This is a genomic window from Virgibacillus salexigens (assembly GCF_014905415.1).
GTDB lineage: Bacteria > Bacillota > Bacilli > Bacillales > Amphibacillaceae > Virgibacillus > Virgibacillus salexigens.
The window spans coordinates 213,251-231,270 of record NZ_BNEO01000002.1 but is presented as its reverse complement, the minus strand read 5'-3'; the positions used below and the strand labels follow the sequence as shown (position 1 = coordinate 231,270).

Annotated in this window: 22 protein-coding genes; 12 read left to right on the top strand and 10 right to left on the bottom strand. The window is 35.0% G+C overall.

What is annotated here, in order from left to right:
• Positions 1–8: 8 nt before the first annotated feature.
• The 6 genes from JKP73_RS08695 to cbpB form a co-directional block, all read right to left on the bottom strand.
• Entirely contained in the window at positions 9–1,760 is a 1,752-nt protein-coding gene (locus JKP73_RS08695) for an ABC transporter ATP-binding protein (protein WP_021291734.1), read from the bottom strand.
• Between the two features lie 179 nt (positions 1,761–1,939).
• On the bottom strand, positions 1,940–2,386 hold the full coding sequence (locus tag JKP73_RS08690) for a TlpA family protein disulfide reductase (RefSeq protein WP_021291735.1): 447 nt from the start codon (positions 2,384–2,386) through the stop codon (positions 1,940–1,942).
• Positions 2,387–2,482: 96 nt separating this feature from the next.
• Positions 2,483–2,725, bottom strand: a complete 243-nt coding sequence (locus JKP73_RS08685) for a YkuS family protein (protein ID WP_021291736.1) — start codon at positions 2,723–2,725, stop codon at positions 2,483–2,485.
• Between the two features lie 72 nt (positions 2,726–2,797).
• A complete protein-coding gene (locus JKP73_RS08680; protein WP_021291737.1) occupies positions 2,798–3,910 on the bottom strand; it encodes an N-acetyldiaminopimelate deacetylase in 1,113 nt (370 codons plus the stop codon).
• Positions 3,911–3,926: 16 nt separating this feature from the next.
• Complete coding sequence (gene dapD / locus JKP73_RS08675) at positions 3,927–4,646, bottom strand: 2,3,4,5-tetrahydropyridine-2,6-dicarboxylate N-acetyltransferase (protein ID WP_021291738.1); 720 nt, start codon at positions 4,644–4,646, stop codon at positions 3,927–3,929.
• A gap of 151 nt (positions 4,647–4,797) precedes the next feature.
• Entirely contained in the window at positions 4,798–5,238 is a 441-nt protein-coding gene (gene cbpB, locus JKP73_RS08670; protein ID WP_021291739.1) for a cyclic-di-AMP-binding protein CbpB, read from the bottom strand.
• Positions 5,239–5,448: 210 nt separating this feature from the next.
• On the opposite strand from cbpB, the gene JKP73_RS08665 reads away from it, so the two are divergent.
• The 6 genes from JKP73_RS08665 to JKP73_RS08640 all read left to right on the top strand — a co-directional run bounded on the left by JKP73_RS08665 (position 5,449) and on the right by JKP73_RS08640 (position 9,285).
• Positions 5,449–5,751 carry an ArsR/SmtB family transcription factor gene (locus JKP73_RS08665; RefSeq protein ID WP_021291740.1) on the top strand — a complete coding sequence of 101 codons (303 nt, stop codon included), beginning with the start codon at positions 5,449–5,451 and terminating at the stop codon, positions 5,749–5,751.
• A gap of 12 nt (positions 5,752–5,763) precedes the next feature.
• The gene (locus JKP73_RS08660) at positions 5,764–6,681 is read left to right on the top strand and encodes a cation diffusion facilitator family transporter (protein WP_188941852.1); all 918 of its coding nucleotides are present in this window, start codon (positions 5,764–5,766) and stop codon (positions 6,679–6,681) included.
• Positions 6,682–6,886: 205 nt separating this feature from the next.
• On the top strand, positions 6,887–7,741 hold the full coding sequence (locus JKP73_RS08655; RefSeq protein WP_031335615.1) for a metallophosphoesterase: 855 nt from the start codon (positions 6,887–6,889) through the stop codon (positions 7,739–7,741).
• 102 nt (positions 7,742–7,843) lie between these two features.
• Complete coding sequence (locus tag JKP73_RS08650; protein WP_200411127.1) at positions 7,844–8,419, top strand: SCO family protein; 576 nt, start codon at positions 7,844–7,846, stop codon at positions 8,417–8,419.
• A gap of 121 nt (positions 8,420–8,540) precedes the next feature.
• Positions 8,541–9,005, top strand: coding sequence for a YkyB family protein (locus tag JKP73_RS08645; protein WP_021291744.1), 465 nt, complete (start codon positions 8,541–8,543; stop codon positions 9,003–9,005).
• Positions 9,006–9,078: 73 nt separating this feature from the next.
• The gene (locus tag JKP73_RS08640; RefSeq protein WP_021291745.1) at positions 9,079–9,285 is read left to right on the top strand and encodes a hypothetical protein; all 207 of its coding nucleotides are present in this window, start codon (positions 9,079–9,081) and stop codon (positions 9,283–9,285) included.
• A 63-nt stretch (positions 9,286–9,348) separates the two neighbouring features.
• On the opposite strand, the gene JKP73_RS08635 is transcribed toward JKP73_RS08640, so the two are convergent.
• Positions 9,349–9,681 carry a hypothetical protein gene (locus tag JKP73_RS08635; RefSeq protein WP_200411126.1) on the bottom strand — a complete coding sequence of 111 codons (333 nt, stop codon included), beginning with the start codon at positions 9,679–9,681 and terminating at the stop codon, positions 9,349–9,351.
• Positions 9,682–9,823: 142 nt separating this feature from the next.
• On the opposite strand from JKP73_RS08635, the gene JKP73_RS08630 reads away from it, so the two are divergent.
• Positions 9,824–10,726: a DMT family transporter gene (locus JKP73_RS08630; RefSeq protein ID WP_200411125.1), complete on the top strand. Its 903-nt coding sequence runs from the start codon at positions 9,824–9,826 to the stop codon at positions 10,724–10,726.
• A gap of 44 nt (positions 10,727–10,770) precedes the next feature.
• On the opposite strand, the gene JKP73_RS08625 is transcribed toward JKP73_RS08630, so the two are convergent.
• Complete coding sequence (locus tag JKP73_RS08625) at positions 10,771–10,926, bottom strand: FbpB family small basic protein (protein WP_021291748.1); 156 nt, start codon at positions 10,924–10,926, stop codon at positions 10,771–10,773.
• Positions 10,927–11,043: 117 nt separating this feature from the next.
• Here JKP73_RS08625 and JKP73_RS08620 point away from each other — a divergent pair, with 117 nt between their 5' ends.
• Positions 11,044–12,207: an aminotransferase A gene (locus JKP73_RS08620; RefSeq protein ID WP_200411124.1), complete on the top strand. Its 1,164-nt coding sequence runs from the start codon at positions 11,044–11,046 to the stop codon at positions 12,205–12,207.
• A 9-nt stretch (positions 12,208–12,216) separates the two neighbouring features.
• Here JKP73_RS08620 and JKP73_RS08615 read toward each other — a convergent pair whose 3' ends face one another.
• Entirely contained in the window at positions 12,217–12,396 is a 180-nt protein-coding gene (locus tag JKP73_RS08615) for an aspartyl-phosphate phosphatase Spo0E family protein (protein ID WP_021291750.1), read from the bottom strand.
• A 178-nt stretch (positions 12,397–12,574) separates the two neighbouring features.
• Here JKP73_RS08615 and lepB point away from each other — a divergent pair, with 178 nt between their 5' ends.
• The 4 genes from lepB to JKP73_RS08595 all read left to right on the top strand — a co-directional run bounded on the left by lepB (position 12,575) and on the right by JKP73_RS08595 (position 16,000).
• Positions 12,575–13,099 carry a signal peptidase I gene (gene lepB, locus JKP73_RS08610; protein ID WP_021291751.1) on the top strand — a complete coding sequence of 175 codons (525 nt, stop codon included), beginning with the start codon at positions 12,575–12,577 and terminating at the stop codon, positions 13,097–13,099.
• Between the two features lie 351 nt (positions 13,100–13,450).
• Positions 13,451–14,611 carry a zinc-ribbon domain-containing protein gene (locus JKP73_RS08605; protein ID WP_200411438.1) on the top strand — a complete coding sequence of 387 codons (1,161 nt, stop codon included), beginning with the start codon at positions 13,451–13,453 and terminating at the stop codon, positions 14,609–14,611.
• A 25-nt stretch (positions 14,612–14,636) separates the two neighbouring features.
• Positions 14,637–15,779, top strand: a complete 1,143-nt coding sequence (locus JKP73_RS08600) for a S1C family serine protease (protein ID WP_021291753.1) — start codon at positions 14,637–14,639, stop codon at positions 15,777–15,779.
• 95 nt (positions 15,780–15,874) lie between these two features.
• Positions 15,875–16,000: a YjcZ family sporulation protein gene (locus tag JKP73_RS08595; protein ID WP_200411123.1), complete on the top strand. Its 126-nt coding sequence runs from the start codon at positions 15,875–15,877 to the stop codon at positions 15,998–16,000.
• A gap of 46 nt (positions 16,001–16,046) precedes the next feature.
• On the opposite strand, the gene JKP73_RS08590 is transcribed toward JKP73_RS08595, so the two are convergent.
• On the bottom strand, positions 16,047–18,008 hold the full coding sequence (locus JKP73_RS08590) for an EAL domain-containing protein (protein ID WP_200411122.1): 1,962 nt from the start codon (positions 18,006–18,008) through the stop codon (positions 16,047–16,049).
• Positions 18,009–18,020 lie beyond the last annotated feature (12 nt).

The window sequence follows — 18,020 nt, the reverse complement described above, 5'->3', positions numbered from 1 at the left end:
CCCCCTTTTTAAGCACGTTGTCGCTTCATAATTTCTTCCCGATCCCGATATTGGATATTATATATTCGCTGATATGTTCCTTGATTTTCCACGAGAAAATCATGTGTCCCTCGTTCAATTACTTCGCCGTCTTCCAACACTAGAATTTCATCTGCATGTTTTAAAGAAGAAATACGATGTGCAATGATAAAAGAAGTTCTCCCCTTCATTACTTCTTTTAATGCTTGTTGAATTTTGAATTCCGTCTCCATATCTACAGCAGAGGTTGCATCGTCTAAAACTAAAATGCTTGGATTTATACAGATTGCTCTTGCGATAGCAATTCGCTGCTTCTGACCACCTGATAATCCCATCCCTCTCTCACCTAGCATTGTTTCATAGCCATTCGGCATTTTCATAATAAAGTCATGAGCTTGCGCTCGTTTTGCTGCATCAATTATCTGTTCTTCAGATACATCCGGAGCACCGTAAGCTATATTAGCCTTTATCGAGGTTGAAAACAAAAAAGGTTCCTGTAGTACGAAGCCAATTGCTTTTCGTAACGTCTTTAGTTGGTAATCTGATACCGGCCTACCATCAATACGAACTTCTCCTTTTTCTGGCTCATAAAATCTGGTAATTAGTTGTGTGATACTCGTTTTTCCAGAACCAGTAGAACCTATCAATCCAATTACTTTTCCTGAAGGCGCGTCAAAGCTAATATCTTTAAGCGCAGAATCATCATCCTTTGAATATGTTAACGTAACATGGTCAAATGTCACACTGCCTTCTATTCTTTGATTAATTGCGGTATTTTCTTCTGTAATATCTTCTTTTGCTTCCAAAATCTCTAAAAGCCTCTCTGCTGAAGCTTTTGCTTGTGAAAATTGGTTTACTACAAACCCTAAGTTCATCAATGGCCCCATAATATACCAAACTAAACTAAAGAAGGCTACTAAAGCACCAATTGATAATTGACCATCAACAACTAGGTATCCACCGTATGCCAGTAATGCTATTGCACAAAAATTGCCGATAAACTCCATTAAAGGAAAATATTTAGACCAGATATACGACGTTTTTAAGTAGTTTTGTCGGTAGTTATCATTACTATTGGAAAATCGCCCAATTTCAAAATCCTCTCTAGACAAGGATTTAACTGTATTCATTCCACTTATATTCTCTTGTACTCTGGTATTTAACCTCCCGAAAGATTTGCGGATTTTTCTAAACGCAGGGTGAACACGTTTGTCAAACTGATAAACAACAACACCTAAAAATGGCATGGCGGCCATCGTTACCAATGCAAGCGGTGTAGAAAAATAAAACATAACACTAAGACTAACGACAATCAGGAGTACAATACGTATTAATTCTGAAAATCCAAATGACAGAAAAAATCGAAAGCCTTCCACATCAGCTGTTAATCTTGACATGATATCCCCTGTTTTTGCATTATCATAATACTTAAATGATAACTTTTGAAGCTTATTATACAATTCATCTCTTAATTTATATACAGCCGTTATACCAAATAAATCTCCTAAATACTGATGATAAAATGTTGCCACCCCTTTAATAATCATCAGTAGTAAAAAGACAGCTGAAATATAGGGAATTAACTCGTAACGGTCTGCTAAGACAACGATATCGATGGTCTGCTGTAAAATAATTGGGTAGACAACGGTGATAACGGTGACAAAGAATAAAAAGAAGATCGATAAAAGAAAATATTTTTTGTAAGGCCAAAAAAATTGTTTTAGTTTTTTAAACGTATCCATGTGCTTTCCCTCCCTTTAGTTGAATTCCGTAATAACTAATATAACGGGTTACGAAATAAATTTCTACTGTTTTTACTCAATTTTTTAAAATTTTTTTAAGTTGGTAATTTTAATTTATTTACTAACGTTTTTATACAAAAAATCCTCTTACAACGAGGTTGTAAGAGGATTGACCTTATTTATGGATTTGTTATTATACGTTTGATACGTTTTTCAAGCAAGCTGGTATTGCTGTTCCCTCTCTGAACAAATCGTAGGATACCTGAATGATCAAATAAAAAATAAGATGGAACATAATGAAGTCGAAAAGCCTTTGATAGACGTTCCTGATTATCGATAATAATCGGTTCCGTCAATCCATGGTCACTAGCCGTTCGTCGAATCTCCCTTCGATCTTTATCCATTTCTGATCGTGGGTGATGAATGGAAATAACTTTTATTTGATCTGAATAAGTATCCCGTATCCGATTCAGATTAGGCATTGCTTTTTTGCACAAGTCACAACTGATTGACCAAAAATGTATAAAAGTGGGGTCCGAATTAAGCAGGTCCTTCTTAGTAATGGGTTTGCTATTCAACCAATCCGTCCCACCATGTAATTCTGGCATCTCATCACGTAAACGCATATTACTACCTCCATCCTGACATTCAACTCCATATCTATATATGTTTATTTATAGAAATGGTTCCCGTTGAACGTTGAACAGGATATGTAGAGGTGGTTAAACTAATTTGTCGTTTACCATATTACATACATCTTCTGCGTTAAAACCATTAGCGTTAATAACCGCACCAGATATCTGGGTTTCTGTCATACCTAAAACATTCTTATCTTGACCTGAGATAATACAACAGTCGCAATAAGCAGCGTCATCTTCATTCCTCAAATCTACTACTTCATGTCCCATTTCGGTTAATGCTTGTTTCACATCAGTTAAGGTTTCTTCAACACCGATTCTTGCCATCTTTATTGCCTCCTAAATGTATACTAGTTACACATTTAGGTTGTACAGTAGAAATAAAGATATACCATGTTTTCAAGAAAAACACTGAATTGTACGGATAACTGCTTCCACACCGACATCTAATGCAGCTTCATCAGGATTTAACTGGGCATGGTGCAAACCAAAAGAGGCGTTTACACCTAACCAAAACATAAAACCAGGAATGTCTTTTAACATATAACCAAAGTCTTCCCCTGTCATTGCTGCAGCAGCATCCTTGTAAGTAATCTTTGAAGATTTGATCATATCTTTAAATTGGTTCACGAATGCTGTTTCGTTATAGACCTGGTAGTAATTAGCCCCATAGTCCACTTGAATCGAACAATCATAAGCTATTTCAAACCCATGTACGATTTTCTCTATTTGTGATTTTACCGTTTGAATCGCCTGTGGATGTTGTGTGCGGATGGTTCCTTCTAATCGTGCATGTTCAGAAATCGCATTCTGGACAAAACCACTTTCCATTTTGCCGATGGTTACGACTGCACTTTCTAATGGATTTATGTTTCTTGAAACGATCTGCTGCATTTGCACGACAAAACTACTCGCAGCTACGGTCATGTCTTTCGTTAGATGCGGGTAGGCGGCATGCCCCCCCTTGCCAATAAAGTCTAAAAACAATTCGCTAGTATTAGCGAAGAGTAATCCAGGTTTACTGGATACCGTTCCAACCGGAAGTTCTGGAGCAACATGCAAAGCAAATATCAGATCAGGCCGCCATTTGTTAAATTCACTAGATTGTAAGAGTGGAAGCGCTCCTCCCGGTCCCTCTTCTGCAGGTTGAAATACAAATAAGCAATTATCATTTATAGGTTGTTCAATTACTTGCTCAAGTGTACCAAGCGCAATAGTCATATGAAAATCATGTCCACAAGCATGCATTCTTCCAGAATGTTCAGAGGAAAATGGCAAATTCGTATTTTCGGTTATAGGTAATCCATCAATATCCGCGCGAAAACCAATCGTTTTTTCAGGCTCTCTACCAGCAACAAACACTAAAATTCCTGTTTTCCACAGTTGAACAGAAACACGGTCCGTCTTTATCTGGTCAATTGTGCTTAACAAGTATTGTTGTGTCTTTATTTCTTGAAAACCAAGTTCTGGTATTCGATGCAAGTCTCTTCTGATTTGTTGCAAGTTCAACATTTTAATAGTCCCCTATTTAATCATTCAATTTGCGAAGCTCTTGCTTAATCTCCGTTTTTGATTTTGTACTATCGTCAATTTCTTTTAATACTTTTGCAGGAGTACCAGCAACTAGTGTGTTAGGGGCAACATCTTTTGTTACAACTGCACCCGCAGCAACAATTGACCCCTTACCAATCGTAACTCCTTCCAGCACAACTACATTAGCACCAATCACTACATCATCTTCAACGACGACAGGTTTGGCAGATGGTGGTTCAATAACACCCGCAAGAACCGTTCCAGCACCAATATGACAATTTTTACCAACAGTTGCTCGTCCACCTAAAACAGCATTCATATCGATCATTGTCCCCTCACCAACAACAGAGCCTATATTGATCATAGCTCCCATCATAATGACGCAGCCATCGCCTATTTCTACTTGATCACGAATAATTGCTCCTGGTTCAATTCGCGCATTAACTCCCTTTAGGTCTAATAATGGAATCGCAGAATTACGGCGATCGTTTTCGATTACATAATCTGTAATAACCTGTTGATTATTGTTTAGAACTTCTTTTACTTTGTCCCATTCACCAAAGATAACTCCACTTTTTGATTCAATAAATGATTGCACAGATTCATCAAGTTGCAGTTGATTTAAATCTGCACCTTTCACATATACCTTTACAGGGGTCTGTTTCTCACTATTAGAGATAAAATTTATAATTTCATTTGCATCCATCATATTCATGTTTGTATTCCTCCTATATATGTACTAACTCTTAATTTAGCAGATCGTTTTTATACTTACAATTAATATCTATTTCCTTTCTTGATTCATTAAAAGAGAAACAAAAAATGACCATTAAAAAACACCCCTGCATTGGACAGGGATGGTACAATTACTTTTTTGAATATATATCTTTTTTAACTTGCTTTAAAATAGCTCTTCTTGTTAGTATCCCATCAAAATAACCTTCTTCATCGGCTACACAAACAAATGGATGGTTAATCACGGAATGCAATCCCTTTAATAAACTATCGCTCTTTGTTAAGCATGGAATATCTTCATTCAATACTTCTTCTACAATTATATCCGATAGCCTTTCGAATTCGAACCGTTCAAGTCCAAGTATTTGATTTAAGATATTTGTTTTTGCTATTGTCCCTAATAATTTATAAGAAGAATCAAGAACAGGAATCGCTGAGTAACCAGACTTTACTAACACAAGTAAAGCATGTTCTAATGGATTATTCACTTGTACATGAGCTACTTTCTCTGAAGAAATCATCACATCACCCACAGTTAGATCCGTCAGTTGTTTTTCTTGCAACATACTCATCACATCACCCCTTAATCACTTTCTTTCTAAAAGGTTAATCGTCAATTGAATTGTTTATCTCCTATTGGTAAATAGTAAGATGGAACAAACGTCAATCTATATTTTACCATATTCACTCACAAAAGATGAAATGTTTACAAAAGAATTGAAAAAACCAAAGCTTTTAGTTATAATATGAGCATATGATCATATAGTACTGGAGAGGATAATATGGATTACCACCCAATTGATGAAAAGTTAATTGATCACATATCCCAGACATTTAAGGCATTGTCAGATCCTACACGAATTAAAATACTGCATTTGCTATTTCATAAAGAATGTTCTGTCAGTGAAATTGCAGGGCATCTGAATATGAATCAATCAACCATCTCTCATCAATTAAAATATCTAAAACAGTTACGATTAGTGAAAAATCGGCGCGAAAAAACGATGTACTATTATTCACCAGATGATTATCATGTGATGAATTTATTAGAACAATCGATTGAACATAGTAAGCATACTAGTTAGGAGGTTTTTTTTATGGGACACGAGCATCACCACGATCATTCACATGGTCATCATCACCATACTAGTAATAAGAAAGTGCTTTTTTGGAGCTTTATCCTCATTACAGCTTTCATGGTTATTGAAGCAATTGGGGGGTATGTAACAAATAGCCTTGCCTTATTATCTGATGCTGGACATATGCTTAGTGATGCAGCTGCTCTCGGTCTAAGCTTATTAGCTTTTAAAATCGGTGAACGTCAAGCTACATCTTCTAAAACATATGGTTACCGAAGGTTTGAAATAATTGCAGCATTCATTAATGGCATAACGTTAATTGTAATTTCCATATACATCTTTTATGAAGCATTTCATCGTTTTATTGAACCACCGAATGTAAGTGCAAATATGATGATTATCGCAATTGTAGGCTTGATTGTTAATGTCGTCGTTGCTTGGATGCTGATGCGAGGAGATTCAGAAGAAAACCTGAATATTAAAAGTGCATTATTGCATGTCCTTGGTGATCTCTTAGGTTCTGTTGGTGCTATTATTGCCGGAATTCTTATCTTGCTTTTTGACTGGAATATTGCAGATCCAATTGCAAGTGTAATTGTAGCTATATTGATATTGGTTTCCGGTTATCGAGTAACACGCGAATCGATTCATATATTAATGGAGGGCAAGCCAAGTCATGTTGATATTAAAGAAATTAAACGTAACCTAAAGAGCTTAACAGGAATAAAAGATGTGCACGATCTACATGTTTGGTCAATTACTTCTGAATTCCCAGCTTTAAGCTGTCATTTAGTCGTGGATGAATCGGTTAATCGAGACGAGTTATTAAATAATGCAAATCAACTCTTAAAAAAACAATTCAATATATCTCACTCTACACTGCAAATGGAAGGAATCCATACTACTATTCAGAAAGATTGTAATTCTTGTCCTTAAAACAAATTTCTATAAAAAACATGCTGCTTTGTGCAGCATGTTTTTTTGTCCTTTTCTTTGTCATATCTATAAAAATATGTATTGCTATTTTCTACTAGATATCCTAAGCTAGTAGCTGTTACTTTTGCAGATAAAACATTTATTTGCAGCAAGTTATGATAAACTAATTTATAGATTTAATTGAAGTCCGAAAGGTATGACTATGATGAATAGAAGATCGTTTTTAAAAAAAGCACTTGGCAGCTTACTAGCTTTACTAGGGTTAAGTGGTGGAACTTATTACTACGCTAAGGAAATTGAACCAGTGCTTCTTCATATAAATAAGAATAAAATTGTTTCCGATAAGTTATCTCAAGCATTTACCAATTTTAAGATCGTGCAGTTTTCTGATACACATATCGGTTTTCACTATACACTGGAACAACTAAATGAATTAGTCTCAAAAATCAATGGGCTAAATCCCGATCTCCTGGTTTTTACTGGTGACTTAGTTGATAAGCCCCATACCTATCATTGGAATGAAACGATTATCCAAACATTAGCAAAACTACATGCACCACATGGCAAATACTGGATATATGGAAACCATGATCATGGCGGCTATGGAACCGAAGTAGTGTTAGAAGTAATGGAAAACGCTGGTTTTACGTTATTGCAAAATAGCCATACAACGATCGACGTTAAGGGGAACAAAATGGTTCTTGCAGGTATAGATGATGTAATGCTTGGAAAACCAAACATGGATACTACACTGCATCAGGCGAATCCAGATTTATTCACCATTTTGTTAGCTCATGAACCAGACTATGCAGATACAGTCGTTCATTATCCTGTTGATGTGCAATTATCGGGGCATAGCCATGGAGGGCAAGTTCGATTCCCATTTATCGGACATCTTTATACCCCATCCTATGCAGAAAAGTATGTTCAAGGAAAATACTGGATTGGTCAAGACAAATTACTTTTATATGTAAACAGTGGTATTGGTACAACACGCCTCCCATACCGATTTTTGTGTAAACCAGAAATTCACTTGTATACACTTGAGGGGCAGCGTTAAAATGGCAGCATAGGGGGAAACGTTAACAAATTATACATGGTATTTTCTTTTCCCCCATGCTAAACTAAATGGGATTTCATCCATATGGAGGGGTTTTTACATATGAAAGTTTCTTGTAAACTGCTATTACCATTAACAGTATTATTATTTCTTGTTGCCTGCGGAAACGAATATGAGGGAGATTATTCTGAAGAAGTGAACGATTTTTCTTTTACAAATCAAGATGGGAAGACTATCTCGAAAAGTGATTTAGATGGAGAGTTTTGGGTAGCTGATTTTGTTTTTACCAATTGTGAAACAGTCTGTCCTCCAATGACTTCAAATATGGCGAAACTTCAAGCACAGCTTAAAGAAGAAGGCTTAGATGATGTACGGCTTGTATCGTTTAGTGTAGATCCAGAAAATGATACGCCTCAGAAATTAAAAAAATTTGGAAAATCAAGAGGTGCTACTTTTGACAATTGGGACTTCCTGACTGGTTATGATTTTGACAAAATTAAAGCGTTCTCGATCAAATCCTTTAAAGCACCATTAGAGAATAGCCCAGATTCTGATCAAGTAATGCATAGTAATCAGTTTTTTCTTGTTTCACCAGAGGGCAATTTCATTTACAAATACTCTGGTATTCAACCAGCAGAAGTGGAAAAAATTGTAGAAACCATTAAAGGCTTTAAGTAGGAGCAAAAGGTTCGTTCCTTTTCCTCCTTTTTTACTTTTATAGAATGGCTCTTGCAACACTAGAGCCTTTGCGATAGGATAAAGACAAGCTATTATAATAGGATGAAAAGGAGGAGAATACATGAGTGATAAATTAGAAGACATTGCGAAGGCACTTTATACGATTAATCGTCACGCTAAAACAGCTCCCGAACCAAAACACCTCTACTTTATTAAGAAAGAAGCAATTCATCGACTACTGTCCGAAAAGAAAGCTATTAAAGTTGGACTTCATTTTTCTAAGCATCCAAAATACAGTAATCAGCACTCTACGCTTTTAGTTAAAGTTGCTAATTATTACTTTCACGTCCCTCCAACCAAACACGACTTTAAAGAATTGGAGCACCTAGGATCATTAGATGAAAACTATCGAAACCCACAAGCAAAAATGTCATTATCCCAAGCCAAGAAAGTCATTTACAGGTATATTGACTGGAAACCAAAGAAAAATATAAATACCATTAAAAAAAATTACGCTTCTACCTATTTCACTCCCTCCTCTCTAGGAAAGATGGAATGGCCTCCGTCAAAATCACATCGAAGCTAATTAAAAAATCATCCTCTTTACATGTTTAACCTATTTCCAATAAGGCTATATGTATGTAAAAGGAGGATTGGGAATGACTGAATTAAAAGATTTTGTTTATGAATTGCATCGTTATGCAGATCAGACCCATACATTAAAAGATAAATATGAAAAGTTAACAGATGACGAAAAAGAGTTTGTCATGTCTACTGCACCTGAAGATATCGAAACTCCTAATCAACAACATCATCCAGTTTTTTCATGGCTTGAAAACTTACAAAATCAAATCGACAATTCATAAAGAAGAGCCTCTTCAATTATTGACTTCGATCAATAGTTGAAGAGGCTCTTTTTTAATTATATTTCACCTATTAAACAACCACCGTTTAATTCCAGAAATACAAATTAGGATAACTCCAAATATAGCTAAGCTTTGTAAAAATAATGGAAATGAATAATAAAAGGAATCATTTAAACCGCCATTTAGGAGACTGATTCCAAAATAGATGCTAAATAGTAACAAGCAAATCACAATATAGGATAACAACGTCATAGACCGTCTGCGTATAGACCAACGAATATAAGATCGAATGAAACGATAAACAATCCAAGTACCAATTACTAAAAACAAAATATACCAATATTTCTCTGCACCTGCTTGTACAAGTCCATCCATCTGTAGACCAGTAAGCATCATATTGCATTCACCTCTTTCATGTATCTTTGGTAGCAGTTTAGTCGATGTTATATTTTTTTATACTTCAGAAGAATAGTTGTCCCTTTACCAAATTTGATTTGATATAATAGCCTAAACATATAAATAGAAAGGTGGTTATTAATTGAAACCTGCCTACTTCTACATCATTCTCGGCGCAGGATTATGGGGAACCATTAGCTGGTATGTAAAAAACTTGTATACGTACGGTTTCACTCCCATGGAAGTTGTCATATTACGTGTTTGGACGACGGCAATACTATTAGTTATCTTTCTACTCGGTTTTGCTCGCAATAAGTTAAAGCTCGCATCTTTAAAAGATATTCGTTATTTCATAGGTACAGGGATTTTTAGTATTGCTTTTTTTAATTTTTGTTTATTTACAGCTATGGAGTTAAGCACTATTCCTGTAGCAACAGCTTTACTCTATACTGCTCCAGCTTTTGTTACTATCTTCTCTGCTATCTTTTTTGGGGAATCTTTAACAAAAGGAAAAATGATAGCATTAGTACTTACATTAATCGGGACTTGTCTTGTAGTCGGTGTTATTCCGTTGAATTTGACGGCTGTTTCCTACAATGCCATTCTGTTTGGACTCGGCTCTGGGCTTGGTTATTCTTTATATAGTATTTTTAGTAAGTTTGCACTAAATAAATATTCCAGCTTAAGTATTACGACATTTACATTTATTACTGCAGCAGTTACACTTTCCCCTTTCTTTCCTTTTGTTCAAAAAGGGGAATTACTCAGTAACCCAGCCGTTCTTTTCTATGCATTTGGATTGGGTTTCCTCCCTACTGCTTTTGCATATATCATTTATACCTACGGACTGAATAGAACAGAGGCTTCAAAAGCATCCATATTATCAACCGTTGAACCAGTCGTAGCTACTTTAATCGGTATCTTTCTTTTTCAAGAGGTATTTACGCTACTTCAAATGCTTGGAATGATCTGTATTATCGGAGCAGTTTTATTTATTCAAGTAATTGCCGAAAAACCTTACACATCTTCCCGTCAAATTAGTTAAAATAATAAAACGAGAGAAAGTATTTATCTTCCTCTCGTTTTCGTCTACATGTTTATCTTTTTGTTTCTTTTCTTATTAACAATCTCAGCTTGTTTATTTTCTAAACGCTTCTCTATTTGTGAAATTTTAATTTCATCTTCGAGTAATTCTCGCTTATTACGAGCAACTAATTGTTCAAAGTTTAACGTTTTTGGCCGCATATGATACACTCCTTTTATAACTTACATTCCTAGTATACCCATTTTTTATGTATACGAGATCACAAATTTTTAAATATTTTTTAACAATTTAATTAATTTATCCCTGGAGGTTATGAAATGCAGCACTTATTGAATAAAAATGTACAAGAAATACAAATATCCGGAATTCGCCGATTTTTTAATATGGTCTCTGACGAACAAGATGTTATTTCATTAACAATTGGGCAGCCAGATTTTCATACACCTGAACATGTAAAACAAGCAGCCTCAAAAGCATTAATGGATAATAAGACTACTTACACTCACAATGCCGGAATAATAGAATTACGTAACGCTATTTCTAAATTTAATGAACAAAACTATGGTATTGCTTACCATCCAGAATCTGAAGTCATCGTTACTACAGGTGCATCCCAAGCCATAGATATAGCATTCCGTACGATTTTAAGCCCTGGTGACGAAGTATTACTTCCTGGTCCTATTTATCCAGGATATGAACCCTTAATTCGCTTAGCAGGTGCCCATCCAATATATATGGATACTACAAAAACACAACTGAAATTAACAAAGAAAACATTAGAACGACATATCAATGAAAACACCAAGTGTGTCGTACTACCTTATCCTTCCAATCCTACAGGGGCATCTTTTACCAAAAAAGAATTACAAGATTTGGTATCTGTTTTAAAGGATAAACAGATATTTATCTTGGCAGATGAGATTTATAGTGAACTTGTTTATGACCATCAACACATATCAATTGCTCGTTTTTCAGAGGTAAAAGATAAGACAATTGTTATTAACGGTGTTTCAAAATCACATTCAATGACAGGTTTTCGTATTGGTTATGTACTTGCGCCTAAATGGATCAGCCAACATATGTTAAAGGTACATCAATACAATGTCTCCTGTGCTTCATCTATAAGCCAATATGCTGCATTAGAAGCCTTGACTAATGGTTTATTAGATACCAAAAAAATGAGCGTATCCTATGAAGAACGACGAGACTATGTATATAATCGGTTATTGAATATGGGATTAGAAGTAACGAAACCAGAGGGAGCGTTTTATTTCTTTCCTAAGTTTCCGATAAAGAAAATAAGTTCTTTTGAACTTGGACTTGAATTAGTTAAAAAAGGGAAGATTGCGTTGGTACCAGGAGAGAGTTTTTCTCATTTAGGAGAAGGTTACATGCGTTTATCCTACGCATATGAACATAGCATGCTTGCGTGTGGCCTTGACCGACTAGAAGAATTCTTAAAGAAGAATGATCTAAGATAATACTACTGGTTATTCGATCTTTTCGTGCTTTTCCAAATGTTTTATACTTTCATAAAGATTTAATAGCCTGTCCAATTCTTGACTAATTGCTACGGACTCAAAATTAGTAAATCCTTTTTCCAATGCAACCTCTGTCATTTTATTACGTAAAAATTCAATGCGTTTAAGAAGATGGTCTGTTTTATTCATTATGATTGTAGTGATACCTCCTCCTTTAATTTATTATACTGTAGCATAGTATTACAGAATATGACAAGTTTTTCTTGATATATAACACCTCTCTATGATAGAGGTGGTTTTTAACTCGATTCCTTCCCGTTACTATGCTACTATTATATTAGATGTTTTTTAGGAAAGGATGTCTTCTGTGACAGAATCAAAAAAGAAAAGTGAATGGTTGGAATGGGTAAAAGCAATCATTATTGCAATTTTAATTGCATTCTTTCTAAGAACGTTTATATTTGCAACTTCGATTGTTGAAGGTGAAAGCATGGATCCTACCCTTCAAAATGGAGAAAGAGTGATATTTAATAAAATTATTTACATCCTCGATGAACCAGAACGTGGAGACATTGTTATTATTGAAAGACCATCAAAAAATTACGTTAAACGTATTATCGGGCTGCCTGGAGAGACAATTGAAATTAATGGGAGCAGTTTGTATATTAATGGTAATAAATATGAACAAACATTTCTAGATGAGGACGCCCAGCGTCAAACAGGTAATTATGGTCCTACCAAAATACCAGAAGACAGTTATTTTGTAATGGGTGATAATCGAGCAATTAGTAAAGATAGCAGAAACGGGCTCGGCTTGATCGATGAAAATGATATTATCGGACGTTCTGAATTTATCATATTTCCATTTGATCAATGGTCGTTAACAAGATAATGGAAAAACAACGAAAATAACAAAAGGGACTGGGTGTTTCCAACTACTCAAAAGGTATTTTCATCTACTTTTGGTGTTGTAATCACTCTAGTCCCTTTTTGCCGTATAGGAAGTTTTATTTTTCACCATCGTAAATACAGTATCCAATATTTAGTACTAAAATTCCTAAACAAACAATACCTAAAGCCATTTCCATACGAGCACCTCCCCAACGAAAGATATATGTACTTCAAAACTCTGCTTATTATAAGTTTACTTCCAGTATATCATACCAATTTCCTTACCCTAATAAAAGACAAATTATGATAAAATGATTGATGGATATTACATATTTGATTGCAGGTGATTATTATGCTTCATTGTCCATATTGTGGTACATCGATTAAAGAGGATGAAAATTACTGTATAAAATGCGGAAAGCTTCTGCCAGAAGACAGATATAATCGAATAACAAATAAAAAATGGATAAATAGAAATTGGAAGTTTCCGCTTTTTATTACTGCCGGTATCATACTTTCTTCTATTATATTATACGTAACATTAGAAATAAATTCTGCCAAAGCAAAAGAACTATACAATGAAGGAGAAGAAAAGGTTCTAGATCAAGAATACAAAGAAGCAAAAGAGTTGTTCCAACAAGCCATAAACCACAAAGCGAATTTTCAACAGGCACACTTCTCTTTAGAGTTCATGGATATTGCCATTGAAATTCGGTCATCATTAGAACAAGCAACCAAACTAAGTGAAGAAGGAAACTACCAAGAAGCTCTATCGGTTATTAATCAATCGGAAAGCAAGCTTAATGATTTTAACGGTAGCGCTGTAAACAACCTGATCGAAACAATTACACAACAACGTAACGCAATCAAATTACAACAGGTCCAACAGTCATTAGCCAAAAACCCTAACATCGATAAATTAAAAGTTCTATTATGGGATGTTGCTTCCATTGATTCAGAGAAAGCTGAACCTATTACAAAAAATATTCGTAATCAAATTATTGACTATACATCCACAAAAGCGAATGAACAGTTGAATAATAAACAATTTACGGATGCGCAGTTAATTGTTGAAGATGGGTTAAAATACGCACCCGATTCGGAGAAATTGCTCAGCTTACAGACTACAATCGATAAAGAAAAAGTAGCCTTCGAAACTGCCCAACAGAAGAGGATTGAACAAGCGATGACTTCAGCCACAAAGGAAAAACAAGTGAATGAAACAGATGCCATAGAGATGTTATCTATTGATATTACGGACGATGAACAAGGAAACCTTGTAGTAAAAGGTGAAGTTCAAAGTGTAGCAACGATTCCCATCAATTCCATTATGATTGAGTATGCACTTTTAACCGAAAATGAAAATGAATTAACAACGAATGAAGTGTATGTTTATCCAGATGAATTATACCCAGAGGAAAAAGGAAAATTTGAATTTACCCATTTCGATATTGAGCACAAAGGAAAAAATGTTCAACCTAAAGTTAAGAAAATAACCTGGTATACCGACTAATCGCAGACATGAATGGGGTGAGCACATGCGTATAAGAAAATCACCAGTTTTAATACTTTCTTCACTACTTTTAATCATTGGAATAGCTGTACTCATATATATTTATCAACAATGGGATGCTGAAGATATGTCCATTAGCAACCCTCTTATTAACAAAGTAACATCGAGTAGTGAAGAGCTTGATTTAAAATCGATCATACACGAAGCTGAAAAGAACGTGATACAAATCGAAGGGCAAAATAGTGAAAGTACTGTTACGGGTTCTGGTTTTTTATACAATTCCAAAGGAGATATTATTACCAATGCCCATGTAATTAAAGATGCTGACATTCTTTATGTCCGAACTGCCGATGCACAAATATATCCCGCTGCGGTTGTCGGTATTGGAGAAGAAACGGATATAGCTGTGATTCGTGTTCCACAACTGGCCGGACAATCTATGGAAATAGAAAAAGAGGTAACTTCAGAGATTGGAGATGAAGTCATCGCATTAGGCAGCCCACACGGCTTTCAAAATACAGTGACATTAGGAATTATCTCTGGTTCGGAACGAAACTTTAATGTAGATGGTTTTAATTATTCGAATGTATATCAAATCTCCGCTCAAATTTCACATGGTAATAGCGGAGGCCCACTAATTGATCGAGAAACAGGTCACGTAGTCGGGATAAATTCTGTTGGAACAAAAGATGGAACTATTGGATTTAGTATCCCTATTACAGAGGTAATTGATCAAATTGAAAAATGGTCTAATGAGGCACAAACGGATAAATTAGATTTTGCTAGTACATCCGATATTATAAACACAAAAGAACCGGAACAGCTAAAAGAAGATGCCGAATACCTTATTAATTACTTTCTAGAAAGTATTGAAATTAGAGATTATATTAATGCTTACACTTTATTAGATAGTGACATGCAATCCAAAACTTCATATCAAGATTTCAGAGATGGGTATATTGATGTGATTAATTTAAGTTTTGATAAGCTAGAGAGCTCCATATCTGATGATGGTATTATAAAAATTCAAGTCCCAGTAACCATTGAAACAAGGTCAAAAAGTGAAGAGGAATTCACCGAATCACAGCAAAAATTCATATTTACTACGAAATATGAAAATGACCAATTAAAGATCTCTAATATATCAACGGAAGAATTGAGTGAATGAAATATAAATAATCAACAGAAAAAAATTAGGCAAAACGTCCAAACCATTTCTCCGCGTCTGCATATAGTATAACTGTAAGATCAGGAGGTGAAATAATGGTATACGGATACGGCGGAGGCTGCGGATATCCTAGCAACGGCGGCGGATATGGTAGTAACTTTGCATTAATCGTAGTGCTTTTTATTTTATTGATCATTGTAGGTGCTGCATTTTATTGCTAATAAAAACAATAACAGCTTGTGCCATCTTGTCGGCACAAGCTGTTGTTTACTTTATAAAATACCCTGTCAGTTCTTCCGGGGGTAATGGTGCACTAATATAAAAACCTTGAAATGCATCACATTCTTCTTTTTGTAAAAACGTAAACTGTTCTTTCGTCTCCACTCTCTCAGCAATTACCTTCATATCTAAAGAATGCGACAGCTTTATGATCGAACGAACGATCATCTGATTCCCTTTATATTCATTCCTCATAAACATTTTATCAATTTTAAGTTTAGTGATCGGGTATAAACATAATGATTTTAAAGACGAATAGCCTGTACCAAAATCATCAATTGAGATTGAAACCCCTAAGTTTCTTAACTCCTCGATAATTTGTAAGCTAACTTCCTCATTTTGCATAGCCATTGTTTCTGTTATTTCCAGTTCTAAGTAGCATGGATTTAAATTGGTTTCCTTTAAAATGCGTCTCACCTTCGTTACGAAATTACGTTGATAAAATTGAATTGGAGACAGATTAACGCTCATAACGATAGGATTAAATCCCTTATCTTGCCAATGCTTATTTTGTCGACAAGCCTCATAGATTACCCAATCTCCAATATCAATGATAAGTCCGCTTCTTTCTGCAATTGCTATAAACTCTAATGGTAAGATCATACCTCTTTTTGGATGTTTCCAGCGAAGCAATGCCTCCATCCCAATGACTTGATTGTTCATAAATGCTGTTTGTGGCTGATAATATAGTTGTAACTGATTTGTTTGCATTGCTCTCTTTAATTGATGCTCCAATGTAAGGATTGATTTAAAGTGAAGATGGAATGCAGGTTGAAAAAACGTATATTCTGAAAAATAAGTGCTTCTACTTATATACATTGCAGAATCAGCATGTTTGAGTAGGTCATTTTCCTGCTCCCCATGTTCAGGAAAAACGCTAATACCAATATGAACGTTTACATTTACTTCTTGATTATCTATATAAGCGGGCGTCTTCAAATGATTTATTAATTTTTCTACATAAACCTCCATCTCTTGTCTATTGTTCAATCCGGAATGAAGAAGAACGAAATCTTTTTCATTGATGTACGCTATAAATGTATGCTCCTGTATGTATGCTGTTAATCGATCTGCACAAGTTCTAGTAAATTTCTGATCAAAAGCGTAGCCTAATGTATGATACCGCTCTTTATCATAGTTCATATTGATCGAAAGAATGGCTATTCCTTTTTCTTGCTCTTTTGCATGCGCAATCGTATGTTTTAAAACCTGGAATAAATAATTCCGATTTGGTAAGTCTGTCTGTGCATCAAAATAGGATAAGTACTCTACTCGTTTTTTATTTAATTCTTGATTTGTTATATCTTTAATTAAACATATCCGAATAATTCTTCCTTGATATTCGCAAGGATGTCCGTATGCTTCCACATAAAAAGGAGCCCCTCCCTTCTTTAATCCGGTTAATAGAAAAGGTTTCTCAGGATGTTTATGCACGTGGTCATACAGTAGATGAACGCTATCTTTATGAAAGATAGATCGGATATTCATTCCTAATAATTCTTGTGGTGCATAATGGAACATGGAGGCAAATGGGGAATCATAGTCAATAATTGTTCCATTATTCACTTCATACAGAATAATTCCTTCTAAGTCATGGTTAATTCCATTACTAAACGAATATTTAAGCTCCTGAAGTGCGCCGTTTATCGTTAAATTATTTAATAAAAAACAAAAATAATTATACTTGGCTTCGATTACTTTCACTTCAATGAGCGTATTCGCATTTCGTTGTAGTTCAACCAGTTGATGAAACTCTTTTGATATTTCTTGCATACTAATAGCCAAATATTGCTTAATATTACCAGGCTCAGCGCATTCAATTTCAAGGGTTGAATAAGCAGCAGCATTTCCAGCTATGAATGTTCCACTCTTGTCTGTTATGAGGATAGGTTCTTTTAGATTCTCTAGAATACGATGAGGAATTGGCAAAAGTTGATTTTGCTCCTTCATAAACATTCTCTC